At 35.8% G+C, this 17,256-nt stretch carries 16 protein-coding genes; all 16 read right to left on the bottom strand.

What is annotated here, in order from left to right; genetic code table 11:
• Positions 1–5 precede the first annotated feature (5 nt).
• A complete protein-coding gene (locus AC5SLP_RS08290) occupies positions 6–1,565 on the bottom strand; it encodes a 2-isopropylmalate synthase (protein WP_495254693.1) in 1,560 nt (519 codons plus the stop codon).
• Between the two features lie 191 nt (positions 1,566–1,756).
• Entirely contained in the window at positions 1,757–2,494 is a 738-nt protein-coding gene (gene pssA / locus AC5SLP_RS08285; RefSeq protein WP_495254692.1) for a CDP-diacylglycerol--serine O-phosphatidyltransferase, read from the bottom strand.
• Complete coding sequence (locus AC5SLP_RS08280; protein WP_495254691.1) at positions 2,484–3,185, bottom strand: phosphatidylserine decarboxylase; 702 nt, start codon at positions 3,183–3,185, stop codon at positions 2,484–2,486. The genes pssA and AC5SLP_RS08280 overlap by 11 nt, the downstream gene beginning before the upstream one ends.
• Positions 3,133–5,094: an ATP-dependent zinc metalloprotease FtsH gene (gene ftsH / locus AC5SLP_RS08275; RefSeq protein WP_495254690.1), complete on the bottom strand. Its 1,962-nt coding sequence runs from the start codon at positions 5,092–5,094 to the stop codon at positions 3,133–3,135. Before ftsH ends, AC5SLP_RS08280 begins: the two co-directional genes overlap by 53 nt.
• Positions 5,095–5,922, bottom strand: coding sequence for a 50S ribosomal protein L11 methyltransferase (locus tag AC5SLP_RS08270; protein WP_495254689.1), 828 nt, complete (start codon positions 5,920–5,922; stop codon positions 5,095–5,097).
• 5 nt (positions 5,923–5,927) lie between these two features.
• On the bottom strand, positions 5,928–6,293 hold the full coding sequence (locus AC5SLP_RS08265) for a chemotaxis response regulator CheY (protein ID WP_495254688.1): 366 nt from the start codon (positions 6,291–6,293) through the stop codon (positions 5,928–5,930).
• A 74-nt stretch (positions 6,294–6,367) separates the two neighbouring features.
• Positions 6,368–7,078 carry a 1-(5-phosphoribosyl)-5-[(5-phosphoribosylamino)methylideneamino]imidazole-4-carboxamide isomerase gene (hisA, locus tag AC5SLP_RS08260; RefSeq protein WP_495254687.1) on the bottom strand — a complete coding sequence of 237 codons (711 nt, stop codon included), beginning with the start codon at positions 7,076–7,078 and terminating at the stop codon, positions 6,368–6,370.
• Entirely contained in the window at positions 7,078–7,689 is a 612-nt protein-coding gene (gene hisH, locus AC5SLP_RS08255) for an imidazole glycerol phosphate synthase subunit HisH (protein ID WP_495254686.1), read from the bottom strand. The genes hisA and hisH overlap by 1 nt, the downstream gene beginning before the upstream one ends.
• Positions 7,686–8,591, bottom strand: a complete 906-nt coding sequence (locus AC5SLP_RS08250) for a PDC sensor domain-containing protein (RefSeq protein WP_495254685.1) — start codon at positions 8,589–8,591, stop codon at positions 7,686–7,688. Before AC5SLP_RS08250 ends, hisH begins: the two co-directional genes overlap by 4 nt.
• Before the next feature lie 31 nt (positions 8,592–8,622).
• On the bottom strand, positions 8,623–10,773 hold the full coding sequence (locus tag AC5SLP_RS08245) for an STT3 domain-containing protein (RefSeq protein ID WP_495254684.1): 2,151 nt from the start codon (positions 10,771–10,773) through the stop codon (positions 8,623–8,625).
• Positions 10,766–11,599, bottom strand: a complete 834-nt coding sequence (locus AC5SLP_RS08240; protein WP_495254683.1) for a Wzz/FepE/Etk N-terminal domain-containing protein — start codon at positions 11,597–11,599, stop codon at positions 10,766–10,768. The genes AC5SLP_RS08245 and AC5SLP_RS08240 overlap by 8 nt, the downstream gene beginning before the upstream one ends.
• A complete protein-coding gene (locus AC5SLP_RS08235; protein ID WP_495254682.1) occupies positions 11,596–12,801 on the bottom strand; it encodes an O-antigen ligase family protein in 1,206 nt (401 codons plus the stop codon). Before AC5SLP_RS08235 ends, AC5SLP_RS08240 begins: the two co-directional genes overlap by 4 nt.
• The gene (locus AC5SLP_RS08230; protein ID WP_495254681.1) at positions 12,764–13,747 is read right to left on the bottom strand and encodes a glycosyltransferase; all 984 of its coding nucleotides are present in this window, start codon (positions 13,745–13,747) and stop codon (positions 12,764–12,766) included. The genes AC5SLP_RS08235 and AC5SLP_RS08230 overlap by 38 nt, the downstream gene beginning before the upstream one ends.
• Entirely contained in the window at positions 13,747–15,039 is a 1,293-nt protein-coding gene (locus AC5SLP_RS08225) for a sugar transferase (protein ID WP_495254680.1), read from the bottom strand. The genes AC5SLP_RS08230 and AC5SLP_RS08225 overlap by 1 nt, the downstream gene beginning before the upstream one ends.
• Before the next feature lie 49 nt (positions 15,040–15,088).
• Complete coding sequence (locus tag AC5SLP_RS08220) at positions 15,089–16,186, bottom strand: glycosyltransferase family 4 protein (protein ID WP_495254679.1); 1,098 nt, start codon at positions 16,184–16,186, stop codon at positions 15,089–15,091.
• The gene (locus AC5SLP_RS08215; protein ID WP_495254678.1) at positions 16,183–17,256 is read right to left on the bottom strand and encodes a radical SAM protein; all 1,074 of its coding nucleotides are present in this window, start codon (positions 17,254–17,256) and stop codon (positions 16,183–16,185) included. The genes AC5SLP_RS08220 and AC5SLP_RS08215 overlap by 4 nt, the downstream gene beginning before the upstream one ends.

The following is a 17,256-nucleotide window of genomic DNA, read 5'->3' as shown; positions in this document are numbered from 1 at the left end:
ACGTTTTAAATCCCTTCTTGCTCAATCTTTTGGACACTACGTAAACGCTCTTTCATAGACATATAACTGTTAAGTGCGCCAATATATGCTTTTGCCGTTGCAAGCATAGTATCTACACTAAGACCATGTCCCATAATCGCCGGTTTGCTCTCATCAAAAACGACTTTAACAAGCACGCGTGCCATCGCATCTTTACCTTGTGATACAGCATCTACTTTATAATCTTTCAATTCTCCACTCACCCCACACACACGATCAATAACTTTAAAAATAGCATCCATTGTACCATTACCGATGGCAGCATCCGTAATCTCTTTTCCCTCATGTAAGATTGTCACAGCAGCACTTGGAACGCCTCCTGGTGCACAATCTGAAAGTTGTAAGCGTGTCAATTCAAAAATTTGAGGAATTTTTGTAATTTCTTCTGCAACAAGCGCACGTAAATCATCATCAAAAATCTCTTTTTTCTGATCGGCTAAAATTTTAAAACGATCAAAGGCTTCATTGACTTCTTCATCTTTAAGTTCATAACCTAAACTATTCAATTTGTCTTTAAATGCATGGCGACCTGAATGTTTACCAAGCACAATGGAGTTTTTATCTAAACCAATGTCTTTAGCACTCATAATCTCATACGTTTGCGTATGTTTTAAAACACCGTCTTGATGAATACCACTTTCATGCGAAAATGCGTTTTTACCGACAATAGCTTTATTAGGCTGAGGCTCAATACCGGTAATTGAAGAGACCAACTTGCTGGTTGGATAAATCTCTTTGATATTAATGTTTGTCTCATAGCCGCTAAAGTAATCTTTACGCGTACGAAGAGCCATCACGATCTCTTCAAGTGCCGCATTTCCAGCGCGCTCACCTAAACCATTAATCGTACATTCAACCTGACGTGCACCGTTTTCAATACACGCTAAAGAGTTAGCCACCGCTAAGCCTAAATCGTTATGATTATGCACAGAGATAATAGCCCTATTGCCCACAAAATCTGCCAATGATTTAATGATGGAGCCCATCTCTGTTGGTAGGCGATAGCCTACCGTATCAGGGATATTTAGCGTAGAAGCTCCCGCATTGATAACAGCATCAAGAACTTCTTTCATAAAGCTAATGTCACTTCTACCTGCATCTTCACAACTAAACTCAATATCGTCACAAAACGTTCGTGCATATTGTACGGCTTCAACTGCTTTTTTGATAACTTGGTCCGGGCTCATTTTAAGTTTGTACTGCATATGAATAGGACTCGTAGCAATAAAGGTATGAATACGTCTTAAATTGGCTTTTGCTACAGCTTCCCCTGCAGCTTTAATATCTTTGTCTAAAGCTCTCGCTAACGAGCAAACACGGCTTTTGGTGATTACCTCGCTAATTCTGGCAATTGCATCAAAATCACCAGGACTTGCCGCAGCAAAACCTGCTTCAATAACATCAACCCCTAATTTTTGGAGTTGCAATGCAATTTGAATTTTTTCTTCCGTATTCATCGAAGCACCAGGGCTTTGTTCCCCATCGCGTAATGTCGTATCAAAAATGATAATAGTATTATTGTCCATAGTGTTTATCCTTTGGGTATGTCTTTAAAAATATAAAAATAAGAGTAGATTAGAGGGAGAGAAGTTTGTGCAGGAGAGCGTTTTTGATCTCTATTTTAGGTAAAATTTTGATTGATTTCATAATGCCGGTATCAACGCTATTCATCGCTTCTCCTTTGCAAAAATTTCTTTGATGACTCAAAGTGAGGGTATTATACTAAATTTTTATGATATTTAGCAACGACAAAATTATAAACACCTCGCACCAATCCATACATCAAATAGAGCGTAATTAAAAATGTCCCTACTTCTATCGGATAAAGATAGAGTAATGAGAAAGAGATAACCATATAAACAAGTATCTTAATTAAATTGGCTTTCTTAAAATCAATTTTTTTAAAGCTTGGATAGCGAATATTACTTACCATCAAGAAAGAAAGAACAGCAAGTCCAAAAAGCATCAAAGTTTCAAACCCTTGCATCATGGTATATTCTTTGTAGAACAATATCCACATGGAAACAACAACGGCGGCTGTTGGAATAGGTACGCCTATAAAAACGGATGGCTCAACCGAACCTATCATCACGTTAAAACGTGCCAGTCTGATTGCCCCGAAAACAACATACATTGCACACAGCAAAGAACCCAATTTACCGTACATATGCCCAATACTAAAATAAAAAAGCATCGCTGGTGCAACACCGAAGGCTACAATATCCGCCAAAGAGTCAAATTCAGCCCCAAATTTACTGGTTGCATTCGTAAGACGAGCAACCCTGCCATCGAGTCCATCAAAAATCAAAGATAATAAAATATAGACTGCTGCTTTTTCAAATTGTCCACTGGCAGAAGCTAAGATACTGATAATTCCCAAAAAAGCACTAGCCGCGGTAAACAAATTTGGGAAAATATAAATTAATTGTAATTTATTGCCATTATTATTGATCATCTTTATCCTTATAGGAAAGGTAGCCAAGTACACTCACACCGGCTTTAACTTCATTGTTTAAAACAACTTTTACACGCGTATCAAGTGGAACTAACAAGGCAAGTTCACCGTCTCGTAGAAAACCTATTCTTTCACTTGTTTTAAACAAACCTGTTTTTTGAAAAAAATCAATCTTTTGACCTAGTATCCCCACACTCATCACAATTTTAAACGGAGAAAATGCTGTTTTACATGTCAGTGTTTTTCGTTCACATAACGTATCAAAAAGAGCGGATGATGAGTCCATGAAAAGACCAAAACGATTTTTAACGCTTGTGACTTCCATACTCATTGGTGCTCTTAGGATGCCTACATCCCAAAATGATTTTCGAATGACGATACGAAGAACATCGCTTCCATCGCTGAGACTAATTTTTGAAATATTCGTAATCTTTCCATCCAACGGTGCAATAATACATCGCGCATCATCTTCTTCAGGAATACGCTCTGGATTGCGGTACCCATAAAGCGTTCCTAAAAAAATCGCAAAGAAAAACCATGAAAAAAATGAAAGTGCGTAAGAGAGCAAAAAAACCATAAAGGCTAGAACGATTCTGTTCCAGCCCTCTTTCGCAATAATTTGTGTTGTGGTGTACGAATTACGCATCACTGTTGGGTTGCTCGTGTGAAATTTTATTGGATGGAGTGACATGTTTAAGCTTTGAAGGGATATTAAACTCCTCTTCAAAAGCAACAATCACTTCGCGTAACTGTTCACCATCAATTGTTTCGTACTCACCTAATTTAGCAACAATACGTTCAATACATTCGCGGTACTCTTCTAAGCGCTCTTTGACAATCACATAACGTTCTTGTAGCGTCTTTTTAATATGTTCATCAAGATTCTCAGCCATTTTGTCACTGTAATCTTTGGTTGTGCCACCGTTTAAAAATGTATTGCGTTGTTTTTCTAAAACCATAAGCCCAGCGACATCACTCATGCCGTAAATACTCACCATCGCTTTGACAATATCTGTGGCTCGCTCTAAATCGTTACCAGCACCGGTTGAAATTTCACCTAAGAAAACTTCTTCTGCGGCTCGTCCTCCCAAAAGAACATCAACTTCTGCAATCAATTCATGTTTTTGCATCAAAAATTTATTTTCTTCAGGGGTATTCAACGTATAACCAAGAGCCGCTAAGCCTCTTGGAATAATAGATACTTTTGAGACTTTTTTAGCACCGGTTGTTGTTTCAGCAATGAGTGCATGGCCACTTTCATGATAAGCAACAATACGTTTTTCTTCCGGATTAATACGTCTGCTTTTCTTTTCAAGTCCGGCAATAGCTCTTTCAACAGCTTCTACTAAATCAATTTGTTCAACATAGGCTTTATTTTTACGACCACCCAAAAGAGCTGCTTCATTGATAATATTGGCAAGATCAGCTCCCGCAAGACCAGCTGTCAAACGCGCGATCTCCTCAAGATTGATATCTTTACCCATTTTAATATCCACACTGTGAACTTTTAAAATATCTTTTCTTCCTTGAAAATCAGGTTTATCAACTAACACTTGTCTGTCAAAACGACCTGGTCGTAAAAGCGCAGCATCCAAGACTTCTGGTCGATTGGTTGCCGCTAGGACAATAACAGGTGATTTATCAGAACTAAAACCATCCATTTCAGCAAGGAGTTGATTGAGTGTTTGTTCTCTTTCATCATTGCCACCCATCATACCACTCGCGGCTCTGCTTTTACCGATGGCATCAATCTCATCAATAAAGACAATTGCAGGTGCTTCTTTTTTAGCATTTTCAAACAAATCACGTACACGGCTTGCGCCAACGCCTACAAACATCTCAATAAAACTTGATCCTGAAACAGAGAAAAAAGGAACACTTGCTTCTCCTGCAACAGCTTTTGCCAATAACGTTTTACCCGTACCTGGAGGGCCTACTAAAAGAACACCTTTAGGAATTTTTGCTCCTAAATTCATATAGCGGTCTGGAAACTTAAGAAAATCAACAATCTCTTTGACCTCTTCTTTTGCCTCTTCAACACCTGCAACATCTTCGAATTTAACTTTTGGTTTTTCAGAATTGACAAGCTTTTTACTGCTCCCCATTCCAAGAATTCCGCCACCCATATTTTTTTGCATTTTATTTGCCAGAAACATCCAAATTCCAAAAAAGACAAACACGGGTAAGACCCATGAAAATAAAATTTCTGTAAAAATATTGGATTCGTTATAGCCACCATACCCTACTTTTTTCTCATCCATTAAAGGGATAAACGTGCTATCTTCACCAACTTTTTTGACAATATAAACTGTTTTTTGAGCACCTTCGTTAGAAAATGCTTTTATGGTAGTTTGTCCGATTGCGACATAGCTAATCTGATTTTTTTTGATAAGTTCTTTCAGATCATAATAGCTAATGTTCTTTGTTGCACTGTTTTGAACGCTAAAGTTTGCCGCCATTCCATTATCGGAGACGGATGTAAAATTTTTAAAAAGTAAAATAACGATGATCGAGAAAATAGCAAACATCAAAAGAGGATTTTGGTTAAAAAAGCTATTTTTTTTGTCGTTTTTATTATCTTTATTTTGATTCGGATTCATTTAGTTCCTTTGTAACACGAGTGTAAACCACTCATCTTTTTGGTATTTTTCCATACATTTCATGGAAGAAAATTTTTGTTCAACTTTCTCAACATATTTATCTAAAATACCCGATAAAATTAACAAGCCATCTTTTTTAACTGCACTTTGAAGATCCGTTGCAAGCATAATCAGCACATCCGCAATAATGTTCGCAACTACAATATTATACTCTTGTGTACGTTTTTGTACGGAGCCTGTCCAGATACGATGAAAATCTTCATGGTTTAATTTAAAATTTTCTGCAGCACTACTCGTTGCTTGCTCGTCCGTATCACACAAATCAACAACGGCACCCAATTTACGTGCGGCAATTGACAAAATACCACTGCCGCATCCCACATCGAGCAATGCAATATCTTTGTGTACATATTTTTGTAAAAGAAGTAAACACCCGTATGTTGTTTCATGATGGCCTGATCCAAATGCAAGTGCCGGATCAATAATAATATTTATTTTTGAAGCGTCATCTTCAAGCCAACTAGGATGAATATACAGCTCTTTTACATGTAAAGGCTGTATGGAGTTGCGATATTGCGATATCCAGTCCTCATTTTCTTTTACATACAAGGCGGAAACAAGATCAATTTTTTTGCCAAGCGCAAGGGAGAGCTCTTTTGCAAAGGTTTCCATACCAAATTGAATCATGTCAAGGTCATCTTCGCTTCGAAGAATGATGGTGCCATCTTTTTCTTCAATGGCCTCATCGCTGAGGCTCATCAGACAATCGATAAAAAGTGAGTATTCGCTACTAGGGGTGAGATGCAGTTCGTTATAGGTTTGTTTCATTCAAATTAACCTAAAACATCCTCGAGTTTTTCTTTTAAGACTTGTGGCGTAAAAGGCTTAACGATATAGTTATTCACACCTGCTTTAAGAGCTGTGATAACTTCAGCTTTTCCACCTTCTGTTGTAACCATAATGATTGGCATGCCATCATAACGTTTCTCGGCCCTTACTTTACGAACCAAGTCAAGTCCATTCATTTCAGGCATGTTCCAGTCTGTAATTAGTACATTAATATCCGGTGTTCGCTCCATGATTTGCCATGCTTCAACACCATGTTCTGCTTCTAATACGTCATTAAAACCCAATCTCTGTAATGTGTTTTTTATAATACGGCGCATTGTTGAGCTATCATCTACTACAAGCAGCTTCAATGTCACTCCTTTATCTTAGGTTATAGTGTTCAATTCTAACGAACTTTAGTTTGAACTTAGTTTAAAGCACTCTTTTAGCGACAAAGTGCAAAGGCTTCATGTAAATCCAACGTACCTTCATAAAATGCTTTGCCGACAATGACGCCAGCAACTTTTTGACACGCTTTCAATGCTACTATATCGTCCAAATTTTTAACGCCTCCACTCGCAATCGTAGCAATACCTGATGCTTCAGCAATTGCAAGGGTAAAATCCACGTTCACGCCACTGAGCATTCCATCACGTCCTACATCTGTGCAGATAATTGCTTCCACACCCGCATTAGCAAATTCCTTTGCTAAATCAGTAGCTTTCATCGTAGATTTTTCTGCCCATCCCTCAACAGCGACATAACCATCAATGGCATCAATCCCCACGACAACACGGTATTTTTGACACATTTCTTTGACAAAAGCAGGATTTTTAAGAGCAATCGAGCCTAAAATAACACGGTCAATTCCTAAATCCACATAACGGCGAATTGTCTCTTCATCCCTGATGCCGCCACCTAGTTCAAGCTTTAAATTGCATTTTTTACGGATCTTTTGAATCTGCTCTAAATTCTTTGGTTCACCTGCAAATGCCCCGTTTAAATCCACTAAATGTACCCACGATGAACCCATCTCTTGAAATGTTTTTGCTACTTCCCAAGGCTCATTGGAATAAATTTTTGCACTCTCCATGAGTCCTTTGCTAAGGCGTACAGCTTTGCCATCTTTGAGATCAATTGCTGGTAAAATATCCATTATAACTCCACAAAATTCTTTAAAATTGTTAATCCATTCGCATGTGATTTTTCAGGGTGCGGTTGAAAACCATACACATTGTCTTTTTGTACGGCACTTGGAAATTCATACCCATAGGTTGTTGAACCAATCACATAGCGTTCATCACACTGCACATGAAAACTATGCACAAAATAGAGGTAAAAAGAAGCCGGCATTCTTTTAAAAAGCGGTGTCTCTTTTTTTACATGTAATTCATTCCATCCCATATGCGGTACTTTCAACCGTGTTTGAAAACGGGACGTGTCAAATTTAATCACTTGACCTTCAATCAAACCTAGCCCTTGCGTGTTTCCAAATTCGACGCTGCTCTCAAAGAGCAATTGCATGCCAAGACAAATACCTAAAAGCGGTTTTCCAGAAGCCGCAAACGCTTTGATGGCTTTATCCATATTGCGTTCTTCTAAACACGTCATCGCATCTTTAAAGGCACCCACACCCGGAAGGATAATCTTATCGTATTTGTCCACAGCGTCTGCATCTTTGACAATTTCGATGCTTCGCCCAAGCTTTTCAAAGGCATTGGTAACGCTACGTAAATTTCCCATGTTATAATCAATTAAACCAATCATAAATCTCTCTTTTGTCCTACAGATTTGACATAAAACGCCAAGCCAAATAACAATAATGCAACACCGCAAATCAAATAAACAGCATTCACAATATGCGAAGCATCAATAATAGCGAATTTAAAGACCAGCATCAATGCCTCAATCGCCAATGCAATAATAATAGAACCTAAAAAACGCACCATTGTTTTATGCATTCCCGATGTTTCATCTTTCTCATTACGCCCAAGCACTTCTTCTTCAAAAATGGTTTTCACTAAATCAAAAATGGCAAGTGCCAATGTAATTAAAATCGTGGATTCAAACATGGCTTTAATATCTAGAAGTTCAAACGCCAATCCGTGCATAAAAAGACTACGCATACCATTAAACAACAATAAAAGCGCAACTGCCAACAAGGACGCCGAAAAAAGTGTATAAATAAGCTGTGACGTTTTTCCAAAGCCTGATTGCAATGATGAAGGATGTGCAATTTTTAAAATATGCTCTAAAGAGACATCAATACAGGCAATAAACTTTAACGCACCTTGGTCATCATAAATAGGATACGAAGCCGTAACCGTTAAATCATTGGTCAGAGTAGAAGGATAAGGGTCACTTAACACGCAACGCTTTTCGCGTACCGCTCGATAATAATAGGATTTTCCGCTACGATTTTGACCTAAACCACCTTTTTTATGAGGGTCATCCGTGATATTATTAATCACTTGTTCCCCCGTATGATCGAGGAGATAAAGTGCCTCAAAATCTTCTACCTCATGCACAATCTTATCTAAACTGGCTGTAATCACATCCAAATTAGGGGCAGGCATACGATTGGGGATATTACGGGTAAAGAGATAGCACAAATAGGCTCTTGCCCGTGTTCGTACTTCAGCAAACTGCTGAATTTCTCGAATAATCATATTTTCTACCTTTTGTTTTTTCTAATTGTAACTAAATTTTAAGACGATATATTTTAGCGTATGGTTCTAAAATAATCGGCTCAAAAAAGCGTTCATCGAAATTTTCTAAAACAAAAAGCTGTATATACGATGAATTGAACATCGCCGTGTCAAGCAATAAAAAGGTATTGTACGGTTGCATATAAATAATATTAACCATACCATTTTGATGAATGATTTGTTGATTTTTTACGAGTTTTTTGTTGGCATCATACGTTGTTTGTATAAAATGCTTCACAGGCACATCATCCATACCAATTTTGAGCATCCCTTTTTCTTTATCAAGCACGATGCCACTGCCAAAATTAAGTGTTTTTGCACTGTCTTGAAAACGAGTTGCTTGAAAGAAAAACGGTTGGCGTATCGTATTGCCGTTCATCAAATCAATATTGCTAAATTGTGCAACAGTTGGAAAAATACTCATCATACGAAACGGTAAATAAAAATAGATATCCCGTGTTTTAACCGGTAAAGTAAGAGGTGTTTGCAAAGCAGCCAAAAAATCATTGGCATCGTGAAAGCCATAATCTAACGTCATTTGTGCGGTATTGTTAATAATTTTTGTCTGCTCTTTACTTGGTTTTGTCTCATTTTTTTCTGCTTCTATAAATGCTTTTTCAGTGTATTCGACTTCCAACCTAGCTAAACGTGCAGCACTCTCTTCATCATGGGTCAGCATATAACTCACAGGAAAATTCACATCGCCATTGTGTTTTCCTCCATCTATTAATGTCTTAACATCACTGTAATAACGAATCGGATAGCCATAGTCCCACCACGAAACAACGTAATCTTCTCTTCCTGTAATCTTTTTTAATTTAATGAGTTCTTCGACTTCCGCTTTGGTAAAGACTGTTGGGACACGATAATCAATTACATGTAAAAGATTTGGATACAAAATACCTAAGCTAGCAAGCACCACAAAGCTTGATTTTACAAAGCTTCCGGCTTTTTGATTTGTAAAAATACTGGTAATATATTGAGCACAGGTGAAGAGCAGATATGATGTCCCTAATGCACAGACTGGCACGGCATAAATGGTAAAACGAAGTCCTCCCCAAAGAGCTAGGAAACCTAATCCAAGGAGTGGAAGACCTAATAACATTACACGGTATTGCCACATAAGAAGAGCACATCCCACAATAGAAGTAATAAAGGTAATCGTATGCCCGCTAATGCGTTCAGCAAAAACGCTAAAAGGAATTTGGCCTGCTTCACGAACCGTTTGCATGACAGAGAAAAAGTGAAGCGATAAGTTTTCAGAGCTTATTTCAATTGCATCTTTAAATACATATCCTTTAAGTTGCCCTACAATTGGCGATAGCCCACCTGTAACAAAAAATAGTAGGATACCAACGACCAATACATACCAAACATATTTTGGTAATTTGATTTTTTTAAAAATAACATAGATACCAATAACACTCATCAAACGGATAAGACTAGGTAGCCCCATCATTGCAAAAATCATAATGCTGAGCAACTTAAAATTAAAAAGATTTTTGCGATCAAAGAGAGATGCATACACTAAAATCAAACCAAAATAAGCAAACTCAAGCGAATAACTCTGAGGATACCACCAACGATAAGCGATAATCTCCAAAGCCGTAATAAGAAGATACTTTTCTTCTTTGGTTCGTAAAGACAATATGAGTGACCACAGCAAAAATGTAGGCAATACGATTGTAAGCATATCCGTATCGTAATAGCCTATCATCGTTCGATTGTAATAACTCACGGCAATAGACGCTAAGAGAGCCGCTAAAAATCCTACTTCCACTATTGCCAAATTATAAGCTATTAAAATAATAGGAACGACAATCAGCGAACCTATCAACGCTGGCATATAAAAAATAAGTGTTTCAAACGATACAGGTAAAATTTTTGCTAAAAGATATGTGAGCTGCGCAGGCGCTTGATCTATCGGTGAAAGATCAAATTTTTGATGTACCCCGCTGAACAAATCCCTAGCACCCTCGGCCCAATAATAACCGTCATTAGTATTAATCATAAATTGCCCGGCGTATTTGAAACTCTCAAAATCTTGGAACTGATACACCCAAATAAGGCGTACGGCAACGCTAAAGAGAAAAGCTAAAAATATATATAAAATTACTTTATAGTTTACATGTAAACTATTCATGTCTATTTTTTCCTATAAATTCCAAAAAAAATGCGAGAAAAATTGACACTATAGCACCTGATATCAAGGCTACTGTAACAATCATTTTTTTCTTTGGTTTTGCAGGAGAATCACCAAACGTCATTTTGTCCATCATGTTTGTGTCTTGAATATTACTGGACGAAATTGCTAACGATAAATCGCTCAATTGATTATTTAACATAAAAATTTTATCTTTTAACGCTGACAATTCGGTCGTTTTGCTACTGAGTTCTATAGTATAAACTGCAGCAACGGCAGGATTGTCTTTAATAATTCGATCAATATTGGCTGTCTTGTGAACAATCTCTTGAGCAAGTTGTTTTTGTTCTGCCACTAAATCTTTTTTTTGATTCTCTAAATTTTGTATTTTTGCCTGCACGGACCCGACATACGACTGCAATAGTTGATGATGCCTATTTTTTATATCTTCTACGATTGCATTGAGCAGAGATTTTGCTTCTTCATTTGAAGGCGCAATGGCAGTTAGCTCTACCAAATTGTTAGCACCTTTAACTTGCATGACCTTCTCCAATCTTGCTACGGCTTCTTTGTTTTCGTTATTGATATATTTTATTTCCACGCGCTTTACCAAATTGGCAGGTTCTTCCAATAAAGATGTTCCATAAAAACCAATATCTACAACTGTCTTAACCTCGTACAAAGGTATTTGAACAAAAGCAAAAATTGTCGCACAAATAGTTACGAAACAAGTGACTATAGCGATTAATGCTTTTCGTTTAACAAGTGTTTGCCACATATCCCGAAGATCAATTTCGTCGTCTTGACAATATACATTCTGATTCACGATACTACCTTTTGTTTAGAATTTAAAATTAGAAAATATACAACCCCTAGATATAAAAATAAAAAAGGTCCTGCTACTTTATGAATAAAAATAGATGTTTCAAATTGTTGTTGCAATAAGAAAAGCGCTAAAAAACTTGCAATTAAATAAGGACGAATATGTATATCTGAGACATTACGAAGTGCTAATAGCATCATATAAAACCAAAAAATAGCCAACCCAAAGCCCACCACACCAAATGAATAAATTATTTCTATTGTGAGATTATGAGGATATAAAAAACTACATTTTAACGATTCAATATAATGTGGGGAAGTCAGTCCGTGTCCAAAGAACCAATTTTCTGGAATTTTTTCCAAAAAATATAGCCAAATACTTCCCCTCCCCGAAGAATTTCCTTGCAAAATCATAAGAACGCGTGCCCAAACGGATGGAATGAAATAACTTATACTCAAAAAGCCACCCACACTCAAGCTTATAAACGGCCCCCATATTTTCCATGAAAGTTCCTGCCGTTTATAATATAAGATAATTATGCTAAAACCAATTGTCGCTAACCATATGCTTCTGCTTCCTGATAACAAAATCATACCGAATATCGCAAAAAGAGAAACGATAGTTAAGATTTTATAAATTGGTTTTGAAGATTTCTCAAATAAAAGATAAACAACTAATATATAAGCAAAGAACATTAGCAATCCGAAAGAATTCCAGTGTTCCATAGCACTAATCACATAATATTTATTACCAAGCGTACGATTTAATAAAAAATCTATACCAAAAAAATATTGCCAATATCCATCTACTAATAGCAATAATGCCACCCCTAAAAAACTAGAATATAAAAACCGTAACGTAATCATATTGTGCTTCAGGAAATAATTTGTCGCCACCATAATCAAACTGTAACATAACAACTTCATCTCTATTTGAGATTTTACAAAAGCGATATGATGTAAAGAATTAAGGATAATAAGATAAACGAAAAAATATGTCAGCGGACTTTTTATGATTTTATTCAATATAGCTCGACTGCCATCATCTACGTAGCTAAAATATATCATTAATATTATTGGTAAACCGTAACCTACATATGAAATACTTTTTGTCAACGGGACTGAAGCAAAAAAGAGAATATAACTCCATTTCACAATAAAGCGTTTATTAAATCTTGGAGATAATATCTCGATAAACTGTAACATGTTCCTCCTTACAAAAATTGATTTCTAGTTTTTGCGTCCATAATATTTTAATAGATTCGAATAATGTCCTAAAGTAGCTGTAGTTATTGTAAATTTCAATTATTTTTTGTGTCATTTCATCTTGGCTGGTTAATAACGCCTCGGGCAATACCTCTACGCAACCGCTCACTCTCGTACTTATTAGCACATCTGCATAAAAAACACCTTCAATCATCGCGAGGCTAAAGCCTTCAGAATGGGAGCTAATAACTTGTAAGTGAGCTTTTGCAATCCATTCATGAACATTTTCTTGAAATCCCAATAAACGAATTTTGTCTTGCAATCCAACAGAAGCAATCAAAGATTCTAATCGAGCACGTTCTTCGCCTTCTCCCAATATCCACACTTGAAAAAGAAATGGTAATGTTTGGCATGCACAAATAAGCTTATCGAAACCTTTTACAGCTCGTAATCCGCCCACAGCGACTATCGTAAAGCAAGATTCTTTATCAATTTTCGGCTGCTCTTTTTTTTGAACAGCCGTATAAATTTTATATACATGTGATGCCTGAAACGTCCCTGCAGTTTCATCAGAGATTGCTATCACATTAGGGATTTTATTATAAACTTTTTTTCTTTGCATATCATGTTTAGTTGCAACATATGGTATCTTCAAAAATGGGAATATCCACTTAACTATGTAACTACTTTTTTGTTTATGTGTATGAATAATGTCAGGAGCAATATGTTGAATGGTTCTGTAAAACCACCATAATGTTTTGGGACGCATTTTACTGGCATTGATATTAATTTCAATAAATCTAACTGCAGGAGATATTCTTGGTAAAAATATTTTATCGGTCATCAAGAATACTTCATGTTCAGCACTTAACGCATTACACAATTCAATACAGAGTTTTTCCATTCCACCTAGTGTATCTGCATGCAAAATATGTAATATTCTCATCAACTCGCACCTTTACGAAGTAAAACAACCTTAATCGTTTTGAGTATAATGACAACATCAAGCCAAATACTCCAATTGCGAACATACCATGTATCTAGCTCTATCCGTTTAAAAAAATCCAGATCACTTCGACCACTTACTTGCCATAAGCCAGAAATCCCTGGTTTTACATCAAGAACTATATCTTTCATACGACCCATTTTTTCAGCTTCATTAAGCATATACGGTCTTGGACCTATAAAACTCATCTCATTTTTTAAAACATTAAAAATCTGAGGTAACTCATCTAAAGATGTCTTACGTAAAAATGCTCCTATTGTAGTTATTCGAGGATCATTTTTATATTTATGATAGGTCGAATAATATTCTATTTCCTCCGGGTGCGCATTCAAATAACTTTGAAGCTTTAGTTCACTTTTATCATACATCGTTCTAAACTTATAACACTTGAAAATATGTCCGTCTTTGCCTAATCTTTTTTGTATAAAAAAAATCTTTGCATTGGGTTCTTCTTTTTTTATTAAGAAAATAATGAACGCAAAAACAATCAATGCTATTGGAAAGATACTGACTAAAAGAATAATATCAATAACATGTTTGATATATTTTCTCAAGCGGCTTTTTAAGCGATTTTCTAAAATAAAAAGATTTGTACGAGAATTGTTTAATAAATACATAGGTGATTTTGAAAAGTCATAATCATTCACTAATGGTATAAAAACAACCTCATGAGACTGACGTATCTCATTTTCAATAACGTTTCTTAGTGCATCAGTACTAAAGGTCAAAGAATTAATAAAAATTGTTTTTGCTTCTGTCCCATGAGCTTTGGAATATCCTAAATAATGATTTTCGAAAATTTCTTTTTCGATGAAAGAGTCTTGACTTCCATAGATTTTCGCCTTTCTTTCCCAAAGACCTAAATGAAATAAAAATTTTTTTAGTATCTTTTTTACTAAAGGAATCAAAAAAGTCATTATCACAAAAGCGACGATAATGATAAAACGCGAATATTCTTGAATTGTCTTTGTTAGACCAAGATACGCTAATATGATAATCAAGCTAAAGAGCAATGTTTTAAGAATTAAATAGCTTTCATGCCAAAAATCATAACGTTTTGTGTATAACCCTTCATAGAAAAAAAGCACTAAAACTACACTATAAATCAAAGGTAATCTTATGTAAGTTACAACTTCATAAATAGTTCCTTCTCCTGAAAAATTCCCTAATTGAAGACGTAAGAGGTATGCAAAAAAAATAGTTATTGCTATACAACTCGCATCAACAATCATCAAGACACTATATGATAAATATATCTTCATTTTTAGTCTTTCATTGCTTTCATTTTAAGATATCATCATAGACTTTTTTGGTTTGCATTGCAATATGTTCCCAATCATATTCTGTTCGCAATAAATTCAAAAAAAATTGTTTAGTTTGTATGTTAGTAAAAATTTTTCTTTTTAACTGATATACTAAATCTACCAAATTACCTACTTCAAAATAATCTTCTTCCGCTAATTTTACTTCTAGGTTCGCAGGGATATTACTTACTAAGACATCAAGATTGTAACTCATCGCTTCTAATAATCCAATAGGCAATCCTTCATGATATGACGGCATAACAAATAATCTTGCATTAGTAAAAATTTGATTTAATTGCTCGCCCTTAATAAAACCTGTCAAAATAATTTCATTTTCCTTAGCTGCTTTTTGCAGCAATATACTATATTCGTCTTCATGATCAGCAGCACCCACCAAGACGAGCTTTAAATGAGTATTTAAAGTACTGTAAGCCTGTATCAAATCATGAAAACCTTTTTCCGGAACAAACCTACCTATCGCTAAAATATATTTGAATGGCTCAAGTTTTAATGATTCTATATAGTCGATGTTTACAGATTTCTCAGGTAAATTAACTCCATTGCGAATCAATTCACAGTCCATCCTATTATATTTATTTTCTTGAATCCTTTTGATTACATTTGATATCACAATCACTTTCTCTGCATATTTACTACCAAATTTTTCACCAAGCATCAAGACTTTTTTCGCTAATTTTCCCCATTTTTGTCTATCATAATCTGGCCCATGATTTGTCACTACTACTTTGAGTCCTAGTAGCTTCGCAAATGGTACCAAAAGGGATGGCCCTATGGCATGGATATGCAAAATATCTGGATTTTGAGTTTTAGCATATAGTACACCTAAAAAAGTATGGATAATTGCTTCAAAACTTTTTTTCCTTGGGGTAAAAATATGCTTTAGCTTTACACCATGAAACTCTTTCATCCCCAAATCTTCTACATAAGATTTTCGAGTTATTAGTGTAACATCACAACCCAACTTAACAAGTCTAGGATAAAGCTCTTGACAATGAGTCTCAACCCCACCTTGGATATCAGGTATTCCTCTAGTGCCTAGTACTACAATCTTCATTTGTGAGGAATCCTAAGGTCTCCTTGCCTTGGGTCTTGTCCTACATCACATGTTGGAATAAAGTCTGTACATATAGAGCGACCTAGTAAACTTTTTATCTTATTCTTCACTACCCATTTCGTTGGATATTTGATGTACTTCTTCATAACAGGAGCAGCTGTTCCTACCATCCAACAGTTTTTAGGACAAGTTCTTACTAAGTCTCTTACTTTTTGTGCTTGATCGCTAAACCATATCTCTTCAAAACTTTTAGCTTCTCTAATATTTCCCATAGACTCTTTCCAGTACTTTTCTTCAAGTCCATTACATGGTAAAACTTCACCATATGGATCAAGAAAAAAGTTAGCAGTGCCAGCTTCACACGGAAGCATCCTTTTTCCACCCTTGATATAGTTGATAAGACCAAGGTTAAAAAAAGCCCTATACCAACTTTTTGGACTATTTTCTTTCATAAGTCTTTGAATGAGTTCAGTGAAGTTTGCTATAACTTCATCTTGGTTAGTAATAAAGTTGTCATCTTTGTGAAAATAGTATGAGTTATGAAACGAAGCCGTTGCAAATTCCATACCTAACTGCTGTGCAAGTTCATAAAGCCAAAGCATATCACCAGAGTTTTTATTGGACACCGTAATACCAAAGCCTGCATCTTTTACGCCCATATTTCTTAATCCTAAAAGAGTTCTAAGCCCTCTATCAAATCCACCGTCTTTTCCTCTTAAGTCATCATTTTTTTGACTCAGTCCTTCGATACTTACCCTTATACCAATGTTGGGAAAGCGTTTTGCTAGTTTAAATATTTTTTCCGTATGCCAACCTGATGTCGATATAACAATTCTCTCAGATTTTTTAAACATGACTTCGACAATCTCTTCTAAGTCATCTCTTAAAAATGGCTCTCCTCCAGTAATATTTACAAATTTAAAATTTGGTAATATCTCTAACTCTTGTGGCGTTATCTCTTTTTTAGGATCAGTCCAATTTTGCCAAATATTACACATCTTGCACTCCATTTGACATCTGTATGTTGTGATGATTGATATATCTGTTGGCATAGTTATATTATTTTTCAT

This window comes from Sulfurospirillum sp. E15m (assembly GCF_059415145.1).
The sequence above is the reverse complement of the archived record's forward strand: the minus strand, read 5'-3'. Positions and strand labels throughout refer to the sequence as shown.